General features: G+C 52.4%; 22 protein-coding genes, 4 pseudogenes and 1 other annotated feature. Of the genes and pseudogenes, 12 read left to right on the top strand and 14 right to left on the bottom strand.

The window, feature by feature from the left end:
* Positions 1–178: 178 nt before the first annotated feature.
* The 7 genes from EH228_RS20275 to EH228_RS17515 all read right to left on the bottom strand — a co-directional run bounded on the left by EH228_RS20275 (position 179) and on the right by EH228_RS17515 (position 3,115).
* Positions 179–322 (bottom strand): contractile injection system sheath initiator, encoded by a 144-nt coding sequence (locus tag EH228_RS20275; RefSeq protein WP_193323389.1) that lies wholly within the window; start codon positions 320–322, stop codon positions 179–181.
* A gap of 39 nt (positions 323–361) precedes the next feature.
* Positions 362–736, bottom strand: a complete 375-nt coding sequence (locus EH228_RS17530; RefSeq protein ID WP_152322908.1) for a type II toxin-antitoxin system death-on-curing family toxin — start codon at positions 734–736, stop codon at positions 362–364.
* On the bottom strand, positions 733–957 hold the full coding sequence (locus tag EH228_RS17525; RefSeq protein ID WP_152322907.1) for a type II toxin-antitoxin system Phd/YefM family antitoxin: 225 nt from the start codon (positions 955–957) through the stop codon (positions 733–735). Before EH228_RS17525 ends, EH228_RS17530 begins: the two co-directional genes overlap by 4 nt.
* 151 nt (positions 958–1,108) lie before the next feature.
* Positions 1,109–1,468 carry a hypothetical protein gene (locus tag EH228_RS17520; RefSeq protein WP_152322906.1) on the bottom strand — a complete coding sequence of 120 codons (360 nt, stop codon included), beginning with the start codon at positions 1,466–1,468 and terminating at the stop codon, positions 1,109–1,111.
* A gap of 107 nt (positions 1,469–1,575) precedes the next feature.
* Positions 1,576–2,034: a DUF6453 family protein gene (locus tag EH228_RS20895; RefSeq protein ID WP_420841475.1), complete on the bottom strand. Its 459-nt coding sequence runs from the start codon at positions 2,032–2,034 to the stop codon at positions 1,576–1,578.
* Positions 2,035–2,072: 38 nt separating this feature from the next.
* Complete coding sequence (locus tag EH228_RS20890) at positions 2,073–2,282, bottom strand: DUF6453 family protein (RefSeq protein WP_420841474.1); 210 nt, start codon at positions 2,280–2,282, stop codon at positions 2,073–2,075.
* A gap of 170 nt (positions 2,283–2,452) precedes the next feature.
* On the bottom strand, positions 2,453–3,115 hold the full coding sequence (locus EH228_RS17515; RefSeq protein ID WP_152322905.1) for a DNA-3-methyladenine glycosylase I: 663 nt from the start codon (positions 3,113–3,115) through the stop codon (positions 2,453–2,455).
* Positions 3,116–3,305: 190 nt separating this feature from the next.
* Between EH228_RS17515 and yghU the strand changes: the two genes are divergently transcribed.
* The 6 genes from yghU to EH228_RS17485 all read left to right on the top strand — a co-directional run bounded on the left by yghU (position 3,306) and on the right by EH228_RS17485 (position 9,233).
* On the top strand, positions 3,306–4,172 hold the full coding sequence (gene yghU, locus EH228_RS17510; protein ID WP_152322904.1) for a glutathione-dependent disulfide-bond oxidoreductase: 867 nt from the start codon (positions 3,306–3,308) through the stop codon (positions 4,170–4,172).
* A 313-nt stretch (positions 4,173–4,485) separates the two neighbouring features.
* On the top strand, positions 4,486–5,304 hold the full coding sequence (locus tag EH228_RS17505) for an ABC transporter ATP-binding protein (protein WP_152322903.1): 819 nt from the start codon (positions 4,486–4,488) through the stop codon (positions 5,302–5,304).
* On the top strand, positions 5,301–6,065 hold the full coding sequence (locus tag EH228_RS17500) for an ABC transporter permease (protein ID WP_152322902.1): 765 nt from the start codon (positions 5,301–5,303) through the stop codon (positions 6,063–6,065). Before EH228_RS17505 ends, EH228_RS17500 begins: the two co-directional genes overlap by 4 nt.
* Complete coding sequence (locus EH228_RS17495; RefSeq protein WP_152322901.1) at positions 6,047–7,036, top strand: ABC transporter substrate-binding protein; 990 nt, start codon at positions 6,047–6,049, stop codon at positions 7,034–7,036. Before EH228_RS17500 ends, EH228_RS17495 begins: the two co-directional genes overlap by 19 nt.
* An 86-nt stretch (positions 7,037–7,122) precedes the next feature.
* Positions 7,123–8,400, top strand: a complete 1,278-nt coding sequence (locus tag EH228_RS17490) for an amidase (protein WP_152322900.1) — start codon at positions 7,123–7,125, stop codon at positions 8,398–8,400.
* Positions 8,401–8,588: 188 nt separating this feature from the next.
* On the top strand, positions 8,589–9,233 hold the full coding sequence (locus EH228_RS17485; RefSeq protein WP_152322899.1) for a GntR family transcriptional regulator: 645 nt from the start codon (positions 8,589–8,591) through the stop codon (positions 9,231–9,233).
* Between the two features lie 35 nt (positions 9,234–9,268).
* On the opposite strand, the gene EH228_RS17480 is transcribed toward EH228_RS17485, so the two are convergent.
* Complete coding sequence (locus tag EH228_RS17480) at positions 9,269–9,940, bottom strand: GntR family transcriptional regulator (protein ID WP_240116322.1); 672 nt, start codon at positions 9,938–9,940, stop codon at positions 9,269–9,271.
* Positions 9,941–10,057: 117 nt separating this feature from the next.
* Between EH228_RS17480 and EH228_RS17475 the strand changes: the two genes are divergently transcribed.
* The 5 genes and pseudogenes from EH228_RS17475 to EH228_RS17455 all read left to right on the top strand — a co-directional run.
* The gene (locus tag EH228_RS17475; RefSeq protein ID WP_152322897.1) at positions 10,058–10,750 is read left to right on the top strand and encodes a DUF2848 domain-containing protein; all 693 of its coding nucleotides are present in this window, start codon (positions 10,058–10,060) and stop codon (positions 10,748–10,750) included.
* Positions 10,751–10,760: 10 nt separating this feature from the next.
* Positions 10,761–12,134, top strand: coding sequence for an amidase (locus EH228_RS17470; protein ID WP_152322896.1), 1,374 nt, complete (start codon positions 10,761–10,763; stop codon positions 12,132–12,134).
* Complete coding sequence (locus tag EH228_RS17465; RefSeq protein ID WP_152322895.1) at positions 12,134–12,772, top strand: DUF4286 family protein; 639 nt, start codon at positions 12,134–12,136, stop codon at positions 12,770–12,772. The genes EH228_RS17470 and EH228_RS17465 overlap by 1 nt, the downstream gene beginning before the upstream one ends.
* Entirely contained in the window at positions 12,769–14,079 is a 1,311-nt protein-coding gene (locus EH228_RS17460; RefSeq protein WP_152322894.1) for an MFS transporter, read from the top strand. Before EH228_RS17465 ends, EH228_RS17460 begins: the two co-directional genes overlap by 4 nt.
* A gap of 22 nt (positions 14,080–14,101) precedes the next feature.
* Positions 14,102–14,206, top strand: a sequence feature (AL1L pseudoknot).
* Positions 14,106–14,630, top strand: a pseudogene (locus EH228_RS17455) (IS3 family transposase); the annotation flags it as partial. It overlaps the preceding feature by 101 nt.
* A gap of 31 nt (positions 14,631–14,661) precedes the next feature.
* Here the strand turns inward: EH228_RS17455 and EH228_RS17450 are convergent.
* From EH228_RS17450 to EH228_RS17435, 4 genes and pseudogenes are all read right to left on the bottom strand, one after another.
* Positions 14,662–15,121, bottom strand: a pseudogene (locus EH228_RS17450) (transposase); the annotation flags it as partial.
* Positions 15,122–15,312: 191 nt separating this feature from the next.
* Positions 15,313–15,630, bottom strand: coding sequence for a type II toxin-antitoxin system RelE/ParE family toxin (locus tag EH228_RS17445; RefSeq protein ID WP_152322893.1), 318 nt, complete (start codon positions 15,628–15,630; stop codon positions 15,313–15,315).
* Positions 15,631–15,636: 6 nt separating this feature from the next.
* Positions 15,637–15,903, bottom strand: coding sequence for a type II toxin-antitoxin system ParD family antitoxin (locus EH228_RS17440; RefSeq protein ID WP_152322892.1), 267 nt, complete (start codon positions 15,901–15,903; stop codon positions 15,637–15,639).
* A gap of 243 nt (positions 15,904–16,146) precedes the next feature.
* Positions 16,147–16,479 (bottom strand): annotated as a pseudogene (locus EH228_RS17435) (ATP-binding protein); the annotation flags it as partial.
* A 40-nt stretch (positions 16,480–16,519) separates the two neighbouring features.
* On the opposite strand from EH228_RS17435, the pseudogene EH228_RS17430 reads away from it, so the two are divergent.
* Positions 16,520–17,091, top strand: a pseudogene (locus EH228_RS17430) (IS1 family transposase); the annotation flags it as partial.
* 55 nt (positions 17,092–17,146) lie between these two features.
* Here EH228_RS17430 and EH228_RS17425 read toward each other — a convergent pair.
* Both EH228_RS17425 and EH228_RS20270 read right to left on the bottom strand, forming a co-directional pair.
* Positions 17,147–17,449 (bottom strand): hypothetical protein, encoded by a 303-nt coding sequence (locus tag EH228_RS17425; RefSeq protein WP_152322891.1) that lies wholly within the window; start codon positions 17,447–17,449, stop codon positions 17,147–17,149.
* 9 nt (positions 17,450–17,458) lie between these two features.
* The coding region (locus EH228_RS20270; RefSeq protein ID WP_193323377.1) for a hypothetical protein at positions 17,459–17,675 on the bottom strand (217 nt) is incomplete at its 5' end.

Here is a 17,675-nt window from a genome sequence, read left to right as displayed (position 1 = left end):
AAAGTTGCACTGCCGTTTTTTTAGGCGGCCAACAGATAAAATTGTTCCGCTGCGGACAATCCATCACCGAGTTATCCCACCGGCCGAAGCGGAAAAAGCCTGTTATGCTTCCATCGGGAGCAGTGTTCTGGCAGCCTGAGTTCACAGACAAAACACTCTCCCGGAAAACCGGGGCGGTTCAATCGCCATCCAGGAACCATTCACCGCGAAATAGTGACAGGCGAAATTCAATCTGCTGCCTGACGCGCTCGGCACCGTCCACATACTGCACGAGGCCATCTGCAAACGAGATTTTCCCGTCAGTTAATCTGAAGTCGATCATAGATTCCTCATAAGTAAAAGACCACCTGAGTGGGCTTGGTTACGGTGACAAACTTCGAAGCTTTTCCGATACTACTTGCAGGTCATGAAGCCCTTGCGCAGCCTCAACGACATAATCAGCAAAGCCATCAACCGGTGTTATCGGCACCCCATTCATGTCCAGAAAAACCATTGCCGATGCTACAGCGGTGCGCTTGTTAGCGTCGTTGAAGCCATGCCCGCGAGCGATGGATAGCAACAGCGCTGCAGCCAGAACAAACAGGTCAGTTTCACTCTCATAAACATGAAGATTTTCGACCCGTGCGACCATCCCTTCCACCAGTCCAATATCTCTGAACCCCGGTAGCCCACCGTATGTGTCTAACTGGCTGTCGTGTATTGCAATAACCTGCCCGACGGTTAAAAAGAAAATCATTTATCAGCCAGTTCCTTAAACAGTGCCTGGTTCTTCGGCTTGCTCGTCACCTTCGCAAGGGAGGCCTCAAACTTAGCCTGCTGCAACGCTGCAAACTGTTCGGCGCTTATCACGACGACATCAGGGGCCATGCGTCTGGTAATGGTAACGGGTTGATCTACAGCTTTGTCGAGAACATCCGCTAGCTGGGCGCGGGCATCTGAGTAGGTTAACGTGATCATCTGAAACACTCCGGGGATAATGGGAATACAACTGAATTGTACAACTCAGTTGATACCCCGTCAATGTTGATGATAGCCACCATCTGGGTGGGCTGAGTGCTGTTTATAAATGCCAGGACGTAGAGTTACCCGCATTTACTGGCGATATCCTTCATATGAGACTGCCATCTCTGGCGATACGCATTTCTCTGGTGGTATAAATCACACCAAGCAGAGGGAAAATCCATCGCGTTTTGGTGAAAACATGAATGTAAAAAGGCTGGAATCCCACATATGCGCCATAGGAATTTTTGGCATTCAACTCCCCGCACACATACCCTGATTTATAGCTAGGTTTGGTGCCAATGTCTTCGATAAACCGCACACCTCGGAACTTGACACTATCTGGATCTTTAAGGGTTGACGCTAAGTCCCTGCTACCAAAAGTGATGGCTTGATCATTAGATGGCTTACACCCAAGTAATAATATAGACAGCAGAATGATTGCTGCCACTTCTGCGCCATTTTTCACATCCCTTCCCCATATACAGTAACAAGTTGCAACATAGTATCAGAGGGCGCAGGGAAGACAATGCGAGAGTCGGTGATGTAGGTATCAAAAACCCGCCAGGTGACGGGTTATATATAGATTGATGAATCTATTACCGGTAGTGATATCGGGGTGATGGTTTTGATGATTCCAGCACTCTGCGGATAAGTTATCCCGGACGCATGCGCTTTCAGCCCACAAACAGTATTTCCCGACATGCGAATACCAGCATTGTAGAGAATTTTATATCCATCGTTTAGTGTGCTGTCCCCTGTATCAGCGCCGACGCAACACAATGGTATCGCCAGTTTGCTGACAGACTGATTCGGCCCGGTGTATTGGCCGGGCGTACCATTAAATGTTACATAATTCTCCGACCACACCATGGGTGCCGTTCGGCTGGAAAATGTACATTGCCCCTGCGAGTTCCATATAGCTATTCCATACTCTGGCGGGGAGGGAGTTGTGCCGTTTGTGAATATAATGACATCCATCGTGCAATCGGCAGCGGAGGGTTCACCCGCATCTGAATATGCCTCAATATTCATGTTTGCCCGATCAAAAAAATAGTCCTGTCGCTTCTGTCTCAGTGCGCAAAAACAATGCAGTTATCCCTGTCGGGGATATCAGTTGGGATCGTCCATGTGCCACTAAATGATATTGATCCCCTCCATACGCACTGACTAACAGTTGATGTGTCAGTTATAACTGAGAAATCAGTGCTTGACTGCATCAAAATCCCGTAACCGGTGGCGCTTGACGTTCCCATAACTTGGAAAACATTAATGGTCGGCATTTTCGCCGATCCGCACGCTATAAACAATCCGCAACACGGCGTAATACACAGAAAGCGAAGATAGGCCGCAAAGCTGGTTGCTTTCGCCGGACAGGTTTGCAGTCATCGTGTGGCAGGGTAGCGATTTCGCTTAGCGCCTTCCCGCCCCGGATACTGGGTACTGGCGCTTCTTAACGTTTAATCAAACCGGACGGGCGTATCAGTTTTGCCCGCGCCGCTTCGACCTGAACGCGACACTGGCAACCAGCAAGGTGATCGTTAATCATCCCCAGCGCCTGCATCAGCGAATAAGTGGTGACCGGTCCCACCCACGTCCAGCCGCGCTTCTTCAACGCCTTCGACATGTTTATCGCTGCTGGTGACGTTTTAGTATTCTGCCAGTATGGCAGATCAACGGTGGCCGGACGATCCTGCCCGGCAGGCTCAAATTGCCAGAACCAGGCGGCCAGTGATCCCGCCTCTTCGACCAGCGCTATCGCACGCCGGGCGTTATTAATGGTGGAGAGGATTTTGGCGCGATTACGCACAATACTGTTATCTTCCATCAGACGGTTCACATCATCGTCGGTAAACTGTGCCACTGCGTGGAAGTCAAAATCCTTAAAGGCCCGGCGGAAATTCTCGCGCTTGTGATAAATCATCTGCCAGGACATTCCAGCGTGAAACCCTTCAAGGCACACTTTTTCAAACAACCGACGATCATCCACCACCGGCCAGCCCCATTCATGGTCATGATAATCCGGCATGGCGGACTGCCAGTAACAACAGACACGACCATCGTCGGTCAGGATAAGTCCGGCGGCCATCAGATCTGCCAGATAATGCTCGTCCATTCGATGACTCCTTGATGTGGGCGGGATTGCTCTTTGTAGATAAACGCAGAGTCACCAGCAATGCTATACCTGACATCTGATGTCACAACTACTTTTGGTTAATTGCGAGAATCAACGCTATTTTTAATCCATCATAGTGCAGCATCAAATGCGACGCTGCGCCGTACCATGAACAGGGGATACTGCGGTTATGAGCCACAATGATTATCAACCGACCAAAGTCTGGCAAGAGAAGCAAAACACGGGCGGTACCTGGGGCAGCCTCAATCGCCCAACTGCCGGCGCCCGCTATGAACAAGCGCTCCCCGTCGGCAAGCATCCTTTACAACTGTATTCGCTGGGCACCCCGAACGGCCAGAAAGTCACCATCTTACTGGAAGAGCTGCTGGCATTGAACATTAATGATGCAGAGTATGACGCCCATCTGATCCGTATCGGCGAAGGCGAGCAATTCTCTTCCGGCTTCGTCGCCGTGAACCCAAATTCCAAGATCCCGGCGCTGCTGGATACGTCAACCACCCCGCCCACCCGCGTGTTTGAGTCCGGCGCCATTCTGCTGTATCTGGCGGAAAAGTACGGTTACTTTCTGCCGAAAGATCCGGTCAGTCGCAGCGAAACACTGAACTGGCTGTTCTGGTTGCAAGGGGCCGCGCCCTACCTGGGCGGCGGATTCGGCCACTTCTACAGTTATGCGCCAGTGAAAATCGAATACGCGATTGACCGCTTCACCATGGAAGCCAAGCGTCAGCTCGACGTACTGGATCGCCAACTGGCAGAGAATAGCTACATCGCAGGTGAAGATTACACCATTGCCGACATCGCCATCTGGCCATGGTATGGCGCTCTGGTGAAAGGCGAACTGTATAATGCCGCCGAGTTTCTGGACGCCGCTTCCTATAAAAACCTGCTGCGCTGGGCGGATGAAATTGCCCAACGTCCCGCCGTCCAGCGTGGCCGTATTGTCAACCGCACCTGGGGCAAACCGTCAGAGCAGTTGCGTGAACGCCACGCAGCATCCGACGTTGATCTACGCACCGAAGATAAGCGGGCGAAGTAACCCTTAATCCGTTGACGACCAGCCAACAAGAGCACCAATCAGGGTGCTCTTTTTTTGCTCTGTTATGGTGCAATTTATCACCGTTTTGCCATTCCCCCTCCCAACCTGCACGCCCCACCCTCACTAAATCCCCCACAGGCGAACCATAAAAAATAATACTTATTATCATGGTGATACAGTCACATTCAGCTCCCGCACTCACCTGAAAACACGCTATGGCATATTCTTTGCTCTTAATAATTATGCATTATGCATAATCCAGAATTGATGTTCCTTAATGACCCTAACCTATCTGCGGCAGAAGGATAATTTGATGGAAAATCGGCTTGACGTCAGGAATCTCAATCACTCCTTCATCAAAAACAATGATGAAGAGATCCGCATCTTTCAGAATCTCAAATTTAGTGTCGGTAAAGCAGAAATTGTCGCGATTGTCGGCAGGAGTGGTGCAGGAAAAAGTACGCTTTTCAATCTGATTTCAGGGCTGCTTAAACCCAGTGCGGGAAAAATTGAACTCGCGCTACGTGACGATGGCAGCGAGGGCCGTATCGCTTACATGCTGCAAAAAGATTTACTCCTTCCCTGGCGCACCATTTTGGAAAATGCCGTACTGGGGATTGAACTCCAGCGCACGGTAACGCAGGCCGATCGTACACGGGCAATGGCCATGTTAGCCCGATACGGCCTAGAATCCGTCGCCAATACATATCCCCATGCCTTATCAGGAGGGATGAAACAACGCGTCGCTCTTTGCCGCACATTACTGGCCGACCCAACGATAGTACTGCTGGATGAACCTTTTTCGGCGCTGGATTACGAAACACGCCTGATGCTGGAAAATGATGTGCTGCACCTGACCCAGACGGAAGGAACCAGCGTCATTTTAGTGACCCATGACATCGATGAAGCCATCGCCATGAGCGATCGTATTGTGGTTCTGGGAGGGCGACCGGCCAATATTATTCTCGAAGAACATATCGTCCTCAATGTGCCGGGAGACGAAGGTAAGCGGGATGCCATAACCGCACGAGGCGCAGCGGAGTTTCCATTTTATCACCAGCGAATCTGGCGTGCGCTTCGTGACAATGACGTGGCGCATACGACTAACAGCACAGGTAATCCCCTCCCATGAAAAGAAAGAATAATGGCGCCACTGCTATTGTCACCCTCATTCTCCTGGTACTGATTGCGTTGTGGGAACTGGCCACGCAGGTCGGGTTAATTAACGGGCAGCTATTAGGCTCACCGGTTGGAATCTTTCACTCGGCAGTTATCGGGGTGACCCAGGGGCAGCTACTTGATGACACCTGGGTCACGTTTATTGAAACCGTCCTCGGGCTGGTCGCCGGTAGCGTGCTGGGGATCGTACTGGGGCTGGTGTTGTGGTTCTATCCACGACTTTCTGACATCGTTAAACAATTCTCCATTCTGCTTAACAGCATCCCCAAAATTGCGCTTGGGCCACTGATTATTATCTGGTTTGGTTCCGGAATGATTTCTAAGGTCTGGCTGGCCGGTATTTCAACATTCGCGGTCGCCATTATTTCGTCCTGTGCCGCAGCGGAGGAAGTGGATAAAGATTTACTTAATCTTTTTCGCTCTTTTAAAGCGAAAAAATCGATGATCTTTAGCAAGCTCATCCTCCCCGCCGCCGTCCCCTGGATCTTCTCTATTTTTCGCATCAATATCGGCTTTGCGCTGATTGGTGCCGTGGTGGGGGAGTTTATCGCTTCAGAAAACGGACTGGGACACGCGGTGTTTGTCGCCGGGTCACTGTTCGACCTCAATACCGTGTGGCTTGGCGTCATTATTTTGACGCTGATGGCCGCGGCTCTTACCTGGGTTGTCCAACTAATTGAAGAGAGGATCGTGACATGGAAAAGCGCACCATGAAGTATCTCCGTAATGCATTTGCCTCACTGTTTGTTACTGCCAGTCTGAGTGGTATCGCCCAGTCTGCTGAAGCAAAAGAACAGGTCGTCATCTTCCAGGCATTTCAGTCTATTCAGTATCTGCCTCTATATATCGCAATGGATGAAGGTCTTTTCGCCAAACGCGGACTGGAGGTCAAAAAAGTCACCGCAGGGGGCGGCGCCCAGGGGGTTGCCGCCGTCATTGGCGGTCATGCAGATTTCTCTTTACAGGATCCGATGACCGCGGTACTGGCAAATATCAAAGGGGCTTCTCTGGTTAATGTGGCGATGGTGGTATCCGGCGTACCGGTGTGGATGGTCGCGCCAAAAGATTCCCCCATAAACACCCTTAACGATGCAAAAGATAAGACCATCTCGACAGCCATTCCCCCTTCTACCAGTACTTATCTGATGCAAAATCTGGTGAAGGAAAAAGGGATTACTGGCGTTAAAGTCGATACGGTAGCCATCGGTACCGAGATATCCCCCGTCGCCGCACATCGCGCCGATATTGCCACACTCTATCAGCCACAGGCTGAACAGGCCTTATCCAATGGTTATAAAATCGTTTACGACTTCGCCAAACAATATAATGGCGTTTTTGCTTTCTCGACGATTGATACGCTGAAATCTACGGCGGAAAAACGCCCAGAAATGGTGCAAAAGTTCGTCAGCGCGATTGCCGAAGCCGAATCGCTCATGCAGAAGTCGCCCGATATTGCCTATCGCGTGGCCGAGACCGAATTCACCTCTCTGGATAAGAACGTCGTGCATTCCGCCATTAAACGTATGCTTGACCAAAAAATCTATCCAGCCGCCCCGGTCATCTCCAGACAAGCCTTCCAGCAAGGGCTGGATGTGCAAATATCCGTTGGCAATATTAAACCCGGAGAAGTGACGTGGGAAAACTCAGTGGATAACGACTTTGCGGAAAAGGCCGGACATTTCTGATTATTGGCATTGATAACAAAGAAGATGCCCGTAAACCAAACTGACCATAACACTCATACCCGATTGTTCTGCGGATAACGGATGATATGATGCACAACTCAAACATTGAAACAAACACCAGATTACATACGGCTATCGCCGCCGCGGACCGGCTCGATAATACCTTGCATTGCTTTACTTTTCGGCCTGCAGACTATGCGTCGCAAATCACCGCCGCTGTCTGCGGGCCGCTGACGGGCATCCCCATCGCCGTCAAGGATTTAATTGATACCGCAGATATGCCGACCACTTATGGCTCAGCGGTTTTTCAGGATAATCAGCCCGAGAAAGACGCCTGGATTGTCACAAAACTGAAAGAAGCCGGCGCCATTATTTTTGGTAAGACCGTGACCACAGAATTTGCCTGGCGTGATGCAGGGCCGACGGTCAATCCCTGGAATACAGCTCACACTCCCGGGGGTTCGTCCAGCGGTTCCGCCGCCGCGGTGAGTGCGGGTATCGTTGATATTGCGCTGGGAACGCAGACCGTCGGATCGGTGATCCGCCCCGCCTCTTATTGCGGCGTTTACGGTTACAAACCGACTTTTGGCCTTATCCCAACCGAAGGCGTGCACGAGTTAGCCGGGTCGCTGGATCACCTGGGATTTATTGTCTCTGACCTGTATTGGGCGGCAGTTTGCTTCGCCCATATCGTCTCTGACGGAGCCATTAGTGCGCCGTCGTCCCCCGGGCAATTCGCACCAGGAATCAAACCTCGCCGACTGGGCATTTATCGCTCGTCTCAGTGGCCCTACGTACAATCTGACGTACAACAAAATTTTGATGGTGTAATACGCCGACTTGCAGCCCAGGGGGTTGAATGTGTGCCGGTGGACCTCGGTCACGATATCCTGACGTTCAGTGCCTTGATCAGCAAAATTTTGGCCCGGGAAGCATACATGGCGATCAGTGAGGGGATCGCTGGACGTGAAAACCTCGTGGGGCCTTATCTTCGCGAACTCATTGCGTTCGGTAAAACCATCAGCGCTCAGCAGCATGAGGCTGCTCTTAATCAGCTAACTGACCTACGCGCTGAACGGGATATTGCCTTGCAGGGCGTGGATGCCATCGCCACTATCACCTCCCCCACCACCGCTCTGAAAGGGCTGGAAAAAACGGGCGATGCCTCATTCTGTATGCCGGCAACCTTGCTGGGTTTACCCGCGGTCAGTGTTCCCTCCGGTTTTTCAGATGATTTCCTTCCTTATGGCCTGCAGTTAATCGGTCGCAGTCATGATGATTTAGCACTTCTCAATACAGCACAATGGGTTAGCACAATATTGCCCACCCTGGCTGCCCCTGCGCTTCCGTCAGACAAAATGTAATCTGGCACCCCGTCGTGGGCATTCATCGCCGCTCAGCGACGGGGAATTAGGTCGGATATCACCTATATAATGCCTGAAACAGCCGATATAATAGCCATTCGTTATGGCTGCCTGCGCTGCTCAGCGCTGGAAATGCGGTTGTGCGTTGATGACAGCCATCCAACTGACACAATGTGAGCTATCCGCATATGCAAAATGTCTTTAAGACGTTAGAACAGCGTGTTCTCACGCTTTTGCGCAATGATATTCTCTCTGGCAAATACCGCCCTGGCGACCGGCTTCGCCAGGATGAAGTGGCGAAGCGTTTTGATATCAGCACGACCCCAGTGCGTGAGGCTTTTCGTGGGTTGCGTTCAGAAGGTTTGATCTCCATCGATGCAAACAAAGGCGTGGTGGTCAGGGGGCTGACCATTGATGATGTCACGGAGATCTACGAACTGCGTATCATTCTGGAACCGCTGCTGGCGAAAAAAGCCGTGGGGTCGATGAAAACCGAATCACTGGTGCTGGCAGGTAAAATCCATGACGAGATGTGTGCCGCGACGGCCCCTCACCAGTGGTCATCGCTGAATCGCGATTTCCACCTGCAACTGATGGTGAGCGAATCACACACCCGGCTCTTTGAGATGGTCAAGAATTTACTGGTGGTGGCGGAACCCTATGTGTCGCTCTCCATTTTTGTCCACCCAAAGATCCTGCTGACCGACAATAATGACCACTTCAATATACTGGAAGGCTACCGGCAAAAAGACGCGAACCGCGTCGAAAAAATCGTCAGGAAGCACTTGCAGCATACTCTGGAAACTATTCAGGCTTCGGTCAACAAAGGGTAATATCCGCCCCCCGCCTCCGGGGTCAGCGGCAACCATCACGCCAGCAGAGCACCTCTGAACGAGAGGATATGCGCGCGAACCGCGGTTTCAGCCGCCCCGACATCGCGAGCCACCAGACCGTCGATAATGGCATTATGTTCAGCAATGACCTCATGGATATGGCTCTCACGCGAGAGCGTGGTAGCCCAAAAACGCTGCGCCTGGGCGTTAATCACGCTCAGAATATCTTCCAACCGGCTATTTCCCGCGATGGTCGCCAGCCGCTGATGAAACTGTTGATCCAGCAACAGCAGCCCATAGCGATCATGATCCTCACTGGCGATGGCAATGCGCTCATTCAGCGCCCGCAACTCAGCAATATCGGCATCGGTGATGCGGTGACAGGCCAGCCGGACACAGAGCGATTCATTCGCCAGCCGGACTTCAACAAGCTCCAGCGCATCATCGATTGACAGCGGAGACACCATCACGCCCTTACGCGGAATGACCTGAAGTAATCCCTCGCCAGCCAGACGGTGAATGGCTTGATTAATCGGAGTACGGCCCAATGCCAAATCCGCCATAATCTGAGCGGTATTCAGATAATCACCAGGACGATAAGCCAGAGTGATTAGCGCCTGTTTAAAGCGCTGGTATGCCAGTTCATTCAGGGACAGAACGCGATCTTTTTGCCCTTCCTCGCTCGATTGCAGCTGTTCAGCAGACACGCAATTCTCCAACAACAATAACCTGCCCAACATTCTACACAAAAACATGGCACAGAAATCGCTTTATTGAAATCAGTGTGAAATTTCACTCTAATTTCAACTCTGGGAGAGTAACGCATGAATCTGTCATTTAGCGTGTCGGATAACCATAAAAAAGAAATTAATGTCGATATTAATCATCTTGTTATAGCTGGATGGACCGGCAGGGACGAACAGGCGATCCTGCACCATATCAGGGAGCTTGAAGCGCTTGGCGTGCCTCCTCCTGGTGCATTTCCGCTGTTTTACCGGGTGGCAGCGAACCAGTTGAGCCAACAAAAAACGCTGGAAGTGCTGGGAGAAAATACCTCAGGTGAAGCCGAACCCTTCATCTTTAGCTATGAAGACGAACTGTATGTTTCGCTGGCCTCGGACCATACCGACCGCCAGTTAGAAACAGTGAGTGTGGCGATGTCAAAGCAGGTTTGTATCAAACCCGTCGCCAGTGAAGCCTGGTCACTCAGCAGTATTCGCGCGCACTGGGATCAACTGCGGTTGCGTGCCTGGATCCATGAAGCAGGAGAATGGCGCCTGTATCAGGACGGACTGCTGGCCAGCCTGAGAACGCCGGATGACCTGCTGGCACGCTATCGTGATACGGCTGGCCCATTAGCCACCACCAACAACGGGATGGCCATGACCTGCGGCACCCTGGCGGCGATTGGCGGCATCCGTCCAGCGGTGGACTTTCGCATGGAATTAATCGACGAGGTGCTGGGTCGCACCATCCGCCATCAGTATCACACCCCCCTTTTGCCGGTTGTTGCCTGAGGAGCGGCAGATGAAAACATTAACGTTAGCGAATGCCCGCTCTCTACTGGCGGAAGGAACGCTCACCGCCCGGCAACTGACAGAGCAGGCACTGGAAAATAGTTTGCGCACGGAGGGCGAAGGCAAACGGGTCTTTCGCCAGATAGCCCCACACTCTCTGCGCGAACAGGCGGTTGCAGCAGACCTTCGCCGTGCGAATGGCGCGCCCTTATCCGCACTGGACGGCATCCCCGTCTCGATTAAAGACCTCTTTGACGTCGCCGGCGAAACCACGCTGGCAGGTTCCCTGGCGCGGCAGGATGCGCCCCCCGCCCAGGAGGATGCGGCCGTCGTCAAGCGTCTGCGCGCGGCGGGGGCCATTATTATGGGGAAAACAGCCATGACCGAATTTGCCTTTTCTGGTCTTGGCATTAATCCCCATTACGGTACCCCCGCTAATCCCTGGGATCGCGTTTCACGCCGGATCCCTGGGGGCTCCTCTTGCGGAGCCGCTGTTTCCGTCAGTGATGGCATGGCGCTGGCAGCGGTAGGCAGCGATACCGGCGGTTCCATCAGGATCCCTGCCGCGCTGTGCGGTCTGACTGGATACAAGCCAACGGCCAGCCGTATTTCCCTGGCTGGCGTGTTGCCGTTGTCTCCTTCGCTGGACTCAGTCGGCGTCATCGCGCATGACCTGGCAAGCTGTCTGGCGCTGGATACAGTCATTGCCGACGCCCCTTTGCACCCCACAGAAAAAAGACTCTCCCGCGCTCGATTTATCGTACCGCAAACCGTGGTGTTGGATAGTTTGGATCCCGCCGTCGCCACCGCATTTGCGCAAACACTGGAACGCCTGAGATCGGCCGGTGCGATGATCAGCGAACGGCCCATCAGTGAGTTTCGCGAACTGGCGGAGATCAATGTTTCCGGCGGTTTTACCGCGCTGGAATCATGGCAATGGCACCGGAACTTAATCGCCCATCATGCGGAAAAATATGACCCCCGAGTACTCTCACGCATACAACGCGGTGAAGCACTGACCGACGCCGACGCCATTCGTCTGCGCGAACAGCGGCAAGACTGGCAACAGCGGGTCGTACAGTGGATGAACGGCTATGACGCCATGCTGATGCCGACCGTTCCGCTGATTGCACCGACTATCGCCGAACTGGAAGCGGATACTGAGCGCTATTTTGCCGTCAATAGCGCGATGTTACGCAACACGTCAATCATCAATTTCCTTGACGGCTGCGCCGTCTCTTTACCCTGCCAGCCACCGGCTCAGGCACCGGTAGGGCTGATGTTGGCCGCACCGGCCTTACACGACAACGCGCTGATCAGTTGGGCACTGGCTGTTGAGCATTGCCTGCTAACCCCCCGTTCACCTGATTCTGGAGAAGCATAATGACGCAGTTAACCCATGGCATATTGTTTGTCGCGACAGATATTGCTGCCGAACATGAGGTTGATTTTAACCGCTGGTACGACCGCGAACATGTGGAAGAACGCGTGGCAATTGACGGCTTCCTCACCGGAACACGCTACCAGGCGCTGGGAGAAGGGAAAAAATACCTCGGATTGTATAAAACACGCTCACTGGAAAGTTTCACCTCAGCGGCTTATCACGCGGCGTTTACCCGCCAAACCGCCTGGTCGGTACAAAATCTTAACCGCATGATTGATCCCATGCGACGTGTCTGCGCCATCCAGGCGCGGGTGGGTAAAGGCAGTGGCAGCTATCTGGCGGTATGCCAGCCGGAAACCGCCCCTTCGGTCAAACAGGCCCAACAGGCTGGCAAGGTGTTGGCGCAGCGGGACGGATTTGTCAGTTCCAGCCTGCTGACGCCAGATATTGCGCTCAGTACACCGTTACCGAAAGAACATCGTCAAAATGCACCCATACAGTCGATCTGGCTGTTGGAGGCCAGTAGTGAAGCGTACTGCCGACAGTTGATTACCGATGCCGGTCAGTTATTATCCCTGGGGCAGGTCCATTTCTATCAACTCAGTTGGCAGTTAACTGCCCAGGAGCTCGGCGTATGAGCCTGTCGAATACTGAAGCAACCGCGCTGCACGAACGTTCGCAAAAGCCGCATACCGTTCGTCTGGCTGCCGCCAGCTCAATCGGTACCGCGCTGGAATGGTATGACTTCACCGTCTATAACATTATGGCCGCGCTGATTTTTAACCATGTGTTCTTCCCTTCGTTTGATCCGCTGGTGGGCACTATCCTGGCGTTCTCAACCTATGCGGTAGGTTATGTCTCAAGGCCGATTGGCGGGATGTTTTTTGGTCATTTAGGCGATGTGCTGGGACGACGCTTTGTGCTGGTGGCCACGCTGGTAATTATGGGCCTGACCACGGCGCTGATGGGCATCCTGCCAGGTTACGCCAGTTGGGGGATTTGGAGCCCGATACTGCTGGTCGCGCTACGCTTCATTCAGGGCATCGCGCTCGGCGGCGAATGGGCTGGCGCAGTCCTGCTGTCAATGGAACACGGCAAAGATAATCAACGTGGGAGAAACGCGTCTTTCGCCCAGGTCGGTCCTTCCTGTGGCACCATTATCGGCACCGGCGTTATCACGCTGATAACCGTGCTGCTCTCCGCAGACAGTTTTCAACTGTGGGGATGGCGCATTCCATTTCTGATCAGTCTGTTACTGGTCTTTTTTGGATTGTGGGTACGGCGTGGCGTGGGAGAAACGCCGGCTTTTCTTCAGTTAGAACAGAACCAAAACACTACCCACACGCCGCTTAAAGAGGTGTTCACGCAGCACCCGCGAGCACTGCTGATTGCCGGTGGTTCGCGTATTGGCTCCGATGTGCTGTATGCGCTGGTCGTGGTATTTACGCTAACCTATGTCACCACCGTACTGCACCTGCCGCGCCCACTGGCGTTAGCCGCCACCATGCTGGGCGCGGTGGGGAATGCGCTGACCGTACCGATGTTCGGCGCGTTATCTGACCGCTTGGGTCGGCGTCCGGTTTACCTGACCGGCGCGGTGCTGGCTATGATCTGGGCGTTCGTCTTTTTTAGCCTGCTGAACAGCAGCCAGCCACTGCTTATTTGCCTGGCGGTGATTGGCGGACTATTGATTCATGCCATGATGTATGGCCCACAGGCGGCGTTTGTCACCGAGCAGTTCCCGGTACGCGTACGCTATGCCGGCTCAGCGCTGGCTTATACCCTGGCGGGCATCATCGGTGGCGGCTTCGCCCCTTTGATTATTACCTCGCTGTATAAAGCATACGGCAACACGCTGGCCGTTTCGCTGTACATCTGCCTGGCGTTGCTGCTGACGTTCTTCTCAGTATGGCAAGCCAAAGAAACCGCGCACCAACCACTGTAACGCCCCATCATCCAGAGCCCCGTGCTGCGGGGTTCGACCGCCTGTGGAAACAATAGCGCTCCTCGTGGATACCCTGCGCGATAAACATGGGGTCGGACCGGTATGCCATGAGCTGGATATCGCCCCGTCAACTTAGTACCGGCAACAGCAACTGCGCCGGCATCCGGAAAAATGTTGTCAGCGGGAACGGCGTGACGACCTTCTGAAGGTGGAGATACAGCGCGTGTACGATGAAAACCCCAGTGTGTATGGCGTCCGTAAGGTCTGGCGTCAGTTGCTCCGGGAGAATATCAACGTGGCCCGATACACGGTAGCCCAGCTGATGAAAGCCGCGAGACTTTACGGCATTCGCCGTGGTAAAAAAGTGCACACCACGCTCAGCCGTAAGGCTGAAGCCGCCATGACCGGGTAAACAGGCAGTTCGTGGCTGAACCTCCCGGTGGCAGACTTCACTGATGTCAGCACCTGGCAGGGCTTTGCTTACGTGGCATTCATTCTCGACGACAACCGCCGGCTGCTGGAAAGGCTGGGTCACATCCCACCTGCTGAAGCGGAACAGGCATATTATGCTTCCATCGGTCAATTTTGCCACTCTGTTACCTGTTCTTTAACCGCATCGGTGACTTTAGATATCAGCGTGGGAGACACGTCCGCATCGTACATTTCCCTGAACGCGGCGACGATTTCGCGGGTCGTCATGCCTTTGGCGTACAGGGACAAAATCTGACTATCTATCTGCGTGATACGCGTCTGATTTTTTTTCACCAGTTGCGGTTCGAAAGCACCATCACGATCGCGTGGAGTACGCAGTTCCAGAGGCCCATCACCAGTCATTACCATTTTTGTGGAATAACCGTTACGGGCATTGGCCCCAACGGCAGGCTTATATTTTCTCATACCCAAGATGGTGAGTCATTTCAGCGTTAAGGGCGGCCTCAACGCTGATTTTCTTCAGCAGGCGGTCGAACTGGTTAAGAGCCTCAGGGGTTTTAAGATTTTTGGCCAGCTCGTTAGCCAGCGCTTGCAATTGTTTTTCGTCCATAAATTAACCTTCATTTGATGAAAATCAGGCAATTACACAATCTCGTGTACAGGCTCTTGCTGACCTGAAGAGTACGCCGCCACTGAGGGCTGGCCGGGTGGCCGTTTACCCCCGCACACGCCGCGCTCTGACCGCACAGCCTCTCCCTGCGCTTTACAGGGCTGAGCTGACTTTGCTGTTCAACATGAAGCTCAGTCCGTTTCATCCGGCATCAGGCTACTCTCATAGTCCCGCCCACCGTACCAGACCCCCACCACCCTGACCTGGCCGTCTTCCACCATGAACGCGATGGTTGTCCGTTTACGATAGTTCGTCACTCTCAGCCCCGTTAGCAGGTCATCTCTGGCGTTTCCCCTGTGCGGGAACAGGCTCAGGCTTTCACAGTAGCTGACGATGCCATCGGTATAGGACGCTGCCGTTGCGACACCTGCGGCCTCAGCGATGTAACGCCACAACGCCATGACCTGTACTTCAGCTTCCGGTGCGAAGACGACCTGATAATGCTCCATGCTGATCTATTTTTCCTTATGCATTGCCGCCAGGGTTGCACGCAACTCCGTACTGCTGATGCCGCTGGCCGGACTGGCCCTCAGTTTTTCCGCCGCAGGGACAACTTCTTCCCGCAGCCAGTTTTCCACGGCCCGATCGCGGGCGGTCAGCGCCCGGATACCTTCACGGATCACTTCGCTTTCTGAGGCATATTCTCCGCTGGCCACGCGGGCTTTTATCTGCGCGGCCATTTCATTGGGTAAGGTGATACTCATCTGTTGTGTGGTACGCATCGGCTGTTCTCCCCGCTAAGTATGATTTAATCATACTCATTTTTTTCGCTGCTGTCAGGTGCTGCTCTGACTGGCTGTGGCTGTGGCTGTGGCTGTGGCTGTGGCTGTGGCTGTGGCTGTGGCTGTGGCTGTGGCTGTGGCTGTGGCTGTGGCTGTGTGATTCATAGACATCGTTTCACTTTGTCAATACCGATCGAATAGTGCCCCACCCTGCCAAAGTAAAACTGCCCCCCCTGTCAGTGGTCAGCCAGAAACGTCGGCGGTTGCCGACTTCTTCAATTGCCCACTTTTTAACTTGTCCTTCAGCCGGTAACTTTGCCCGCTAATCTGAACAATGTGGGCGTGATGCAGCAGACGATCCAGCATTGCTGCTGTCAGCATCTCATCATCCCCAAATGTTCCCGATCACTGTGTGAAGGGCAGATTACTGGTCAGTATCAGACTGCCAGACTCGTAGCGTCTGGCGACAACCAGGAAGAATAAGTTGGCCTCCTCTTTGCCAAATGGCAGGTAGCCTATCTCGTCAATCACCAACAACCGTGGCTTGTGAATGATACGGTTCAGATAACCTTTAAGTTCTTATAGATCAGATTCAACTAATTAGAATCATCACCCTTTTATCTATGAAGCCCGTAAGCCCGGCGTACAGGACAAAATCGTCGATATGGCCTTTAATGGTGCAGGTGTCCGTGAGACCGCCAGAACGCTGAAAATTGGTATCAATACTGTCATTCGGGCTTTAAAAAACTCTCGCCGCGTCGGGTAACCACCTCTCCGGTTGCTCATGCCGATATAGCGCTCATCTGCGAACTGGATGAACAATGGAGCTTTGTCGGCAATAAAGCCCGGCAACACTGGTTATGGTATGGCTATAACACAAAAAATGGCGGCGTTCTGGCTTATACATTTGGCCCGCGAACCGATGAAACCTGCCGGGAGCTACTGGCGTTACTGGCTCCCTTTACTGTCGGTATGTTTACCAGTGATGACTGGGGCAGTTACGGCAGAGAAATTCCGAAGGATAAACATCTGACAGGAAAGGTTTTTACTCAGCGTATTGAGCGCAATAACCTGACATTGCGTACCCGTATCAAACGGCTGGCTCGCAAGACAATTTGTTTTTCGCGCTCTGTCGAACTCCACGAAAAGGTCATCGGCGCTTTTATTGAAAAATACATGTTCAACTAATTGGAGGCATCACCAATAAAGCCGGAAGGATTGGGGGATCGCTTCCGGCTTTTTATTAGCTTAAACAGTCAATGACCAACGCATCTAATTCAATCCAAGCATCTTCTAATCTGAATGCGATTTCAGGCTTATTTTCTTTTCCATCAAAACTAACATATGCATTTCGTATCATTTGTGGAATAGTATATAAATAAAGCGCCAACTTTTTATCAATGAAATCACTGCCTTTCAATATATTAGATAACTCATCCAAAGACGATATTAATGCCATATAAGCATCTTCATTGAACGCCATATTGGTTCTAATTTCATCAACAAAGCTGTTTTTTATGATCTTTTCTTTTATTTCTTCCAACATATTGTTCACCTATAAAAACCCAATGATTGCTTCCGACGGTATTTCTCCAAAGACCAATACTTCTTGGTGAGCTGCTGCTACATTTCGTGTGAATGGAGTTTGCAAATGTTCAGCAGCCTTTTGAGCATTTGATACATCTAAAATATTATCACTCGAAATTTTAGACAGATCGTAAGCGTCCGGCGAACTCATATTGTTAACAAAACTCTGCTGCCACATGCTGCCC

The organism is Erwinia endophytica, from assembly GCF_009295515.1.
Classification (GTDB): Bacteria; Pseudomonadota; Gammaproteobacteria; order Enterobacterales; family Enterobacteriaceae; genus Erwinia; species Erwinia endophytica.
The sequence above is the reverse complement of the archived record's forward strand: the minus strand, read 5'-3'. Positions and strand labels throughout refer to the sequence as shown.

Excerpts from the sequence above, each read along its gene's own strand:
- EH228_RS20275 (WP_193323389.1), bottom strand. The coding sequence starts at position 322 with ATGATCGACTTCAGATTAACTGACGGGAAAATCTCGTTTGCAGATGGC.
- EH228_RS17530 (WP_152322908.1), bottom strand. The coding sequence starts at position 736 with ATGATTTTCTTTTTAACCGTCGGGCAGGTTATTGCAATACACGACAGC.
- EH228_RS17525 (WP_152322907.1), bottom strand. The coding sequence starts at position 957 with ATGATCACGTTAACCTACTCAGATGCCCGCGCCCAGCTAGCGGATGTT.
- EH228_RS20895 (WP_420841475.1), bottom strand. The coding sequence starts at position 2,034 with ATGAATATTGAGGCATATTCAGATGCGGGTGAACCCTCCGCTGCCGAT.
- EH228_RS20890 (WP_420841474.1), bottom strand. The coding sequence starts at position 2,282 with ATGCCGACCATTAATGTTTTCCAAGTTATGGGAACGTCAAGCGCCACC.
- EH228_RS17515 (WP_152322905.1), bottom strand. The coding sequence starts at position 3,115 with ATGGACGAGCATTATCTGGCAGATCTGATGGCCGCCGGACTTATCCTG.
- yghU (WP_152322904.1), top strand. The coding sequence starts at position 3,306 with ATGAGCCACAATGATTATCAACCGACCAAAGTCTGGCAAGAGAAGCAA.
- EH228_RS17505 (WP_152322903.1), top strand. The coding sequence starts at position 4,486 with ATGGAAAATCGGCTTGACGTCAGGAATCTCAATCACTCCTTCATCAAA.
- EH228_RS17500 (WP_152322902.1), top strand. The coding sequence starts at position 5,301 with ATGAAAAGAAAGAATAATGGCGCCACTGCTATTGTCACCCTCATTCTC.
- EH228_RS17495 (WP_152322901.1), top strand. The coding sequence starts at position 6,047 with ATGGAAAAGCGCACCATGAAGTATCTCCGTAATGCATTTGCCTCACTG.
- EH228_RS17490 (WP_152322900.1), top strand. The coding sequence starts at position 7,123 with ATGATGCACAACTCAAACATTGAAACAAACACCAGATTACATACGGCT.
- EH228_RS17485 (WP_152322899.1), top strand. The coding sequence starts at position 8,589 with ATGCAAAATGTCTTTAAGACGTTAGAACAGCGTGTTCTCACGCTTTTG.
- EH228_RS17475 (WP_152322897.1), top strand. The coding sequence starts at position 10,058 with ATGAATCTGTCATTTAGCGTGTCGGATAACCATAAAAAAGAAATTAAT.
- EH228_RS17470 (WP_152322896.1), top strand. The coding sequence starts at position 10,761 with ATGAAAACATTAACGTTAGCGAATGCCCGCTCTCTACTGGCGGAAGGA.
- EH228_RS17465 (WP_152322895.1), top strand. The coding sequence starts at position 12,134 with ATGACGCAGTTAACCCATGGCATATTGTTTGTCGCGACAGATATTGCT.
- EH228_RS17460 (WP_152322894.1), top strand. The coding sequence starts at position 12,769 with ATGAGCCTGTCGAATACTGAAGCAACCGCGCTGCACGAACGTTCGCAA.
- EH228_RS17445 (WP_152322893.1), bottom strand. The coding sequence starts at position 15,630 with ATGGAGCATTATCAGGTCGTCTTCGCACCGGAAGCTGAAGTACAGGTC.
- EH228_RS17440 (WP_152322892.1), bottom strand. The coding sequence starts at position 15,903 with ATGCGTACCACACAACAGATGAGTATCACCTTACCCAATGAAATGGCC.
- EH228_RS17425 (WP_152322891.1), bottom strand. The coding sequence starts at position 17,449 with ATGTTGGAAGAAATAAAAGAAAAGATCATAAAAAACAGCTTTGTTGAT.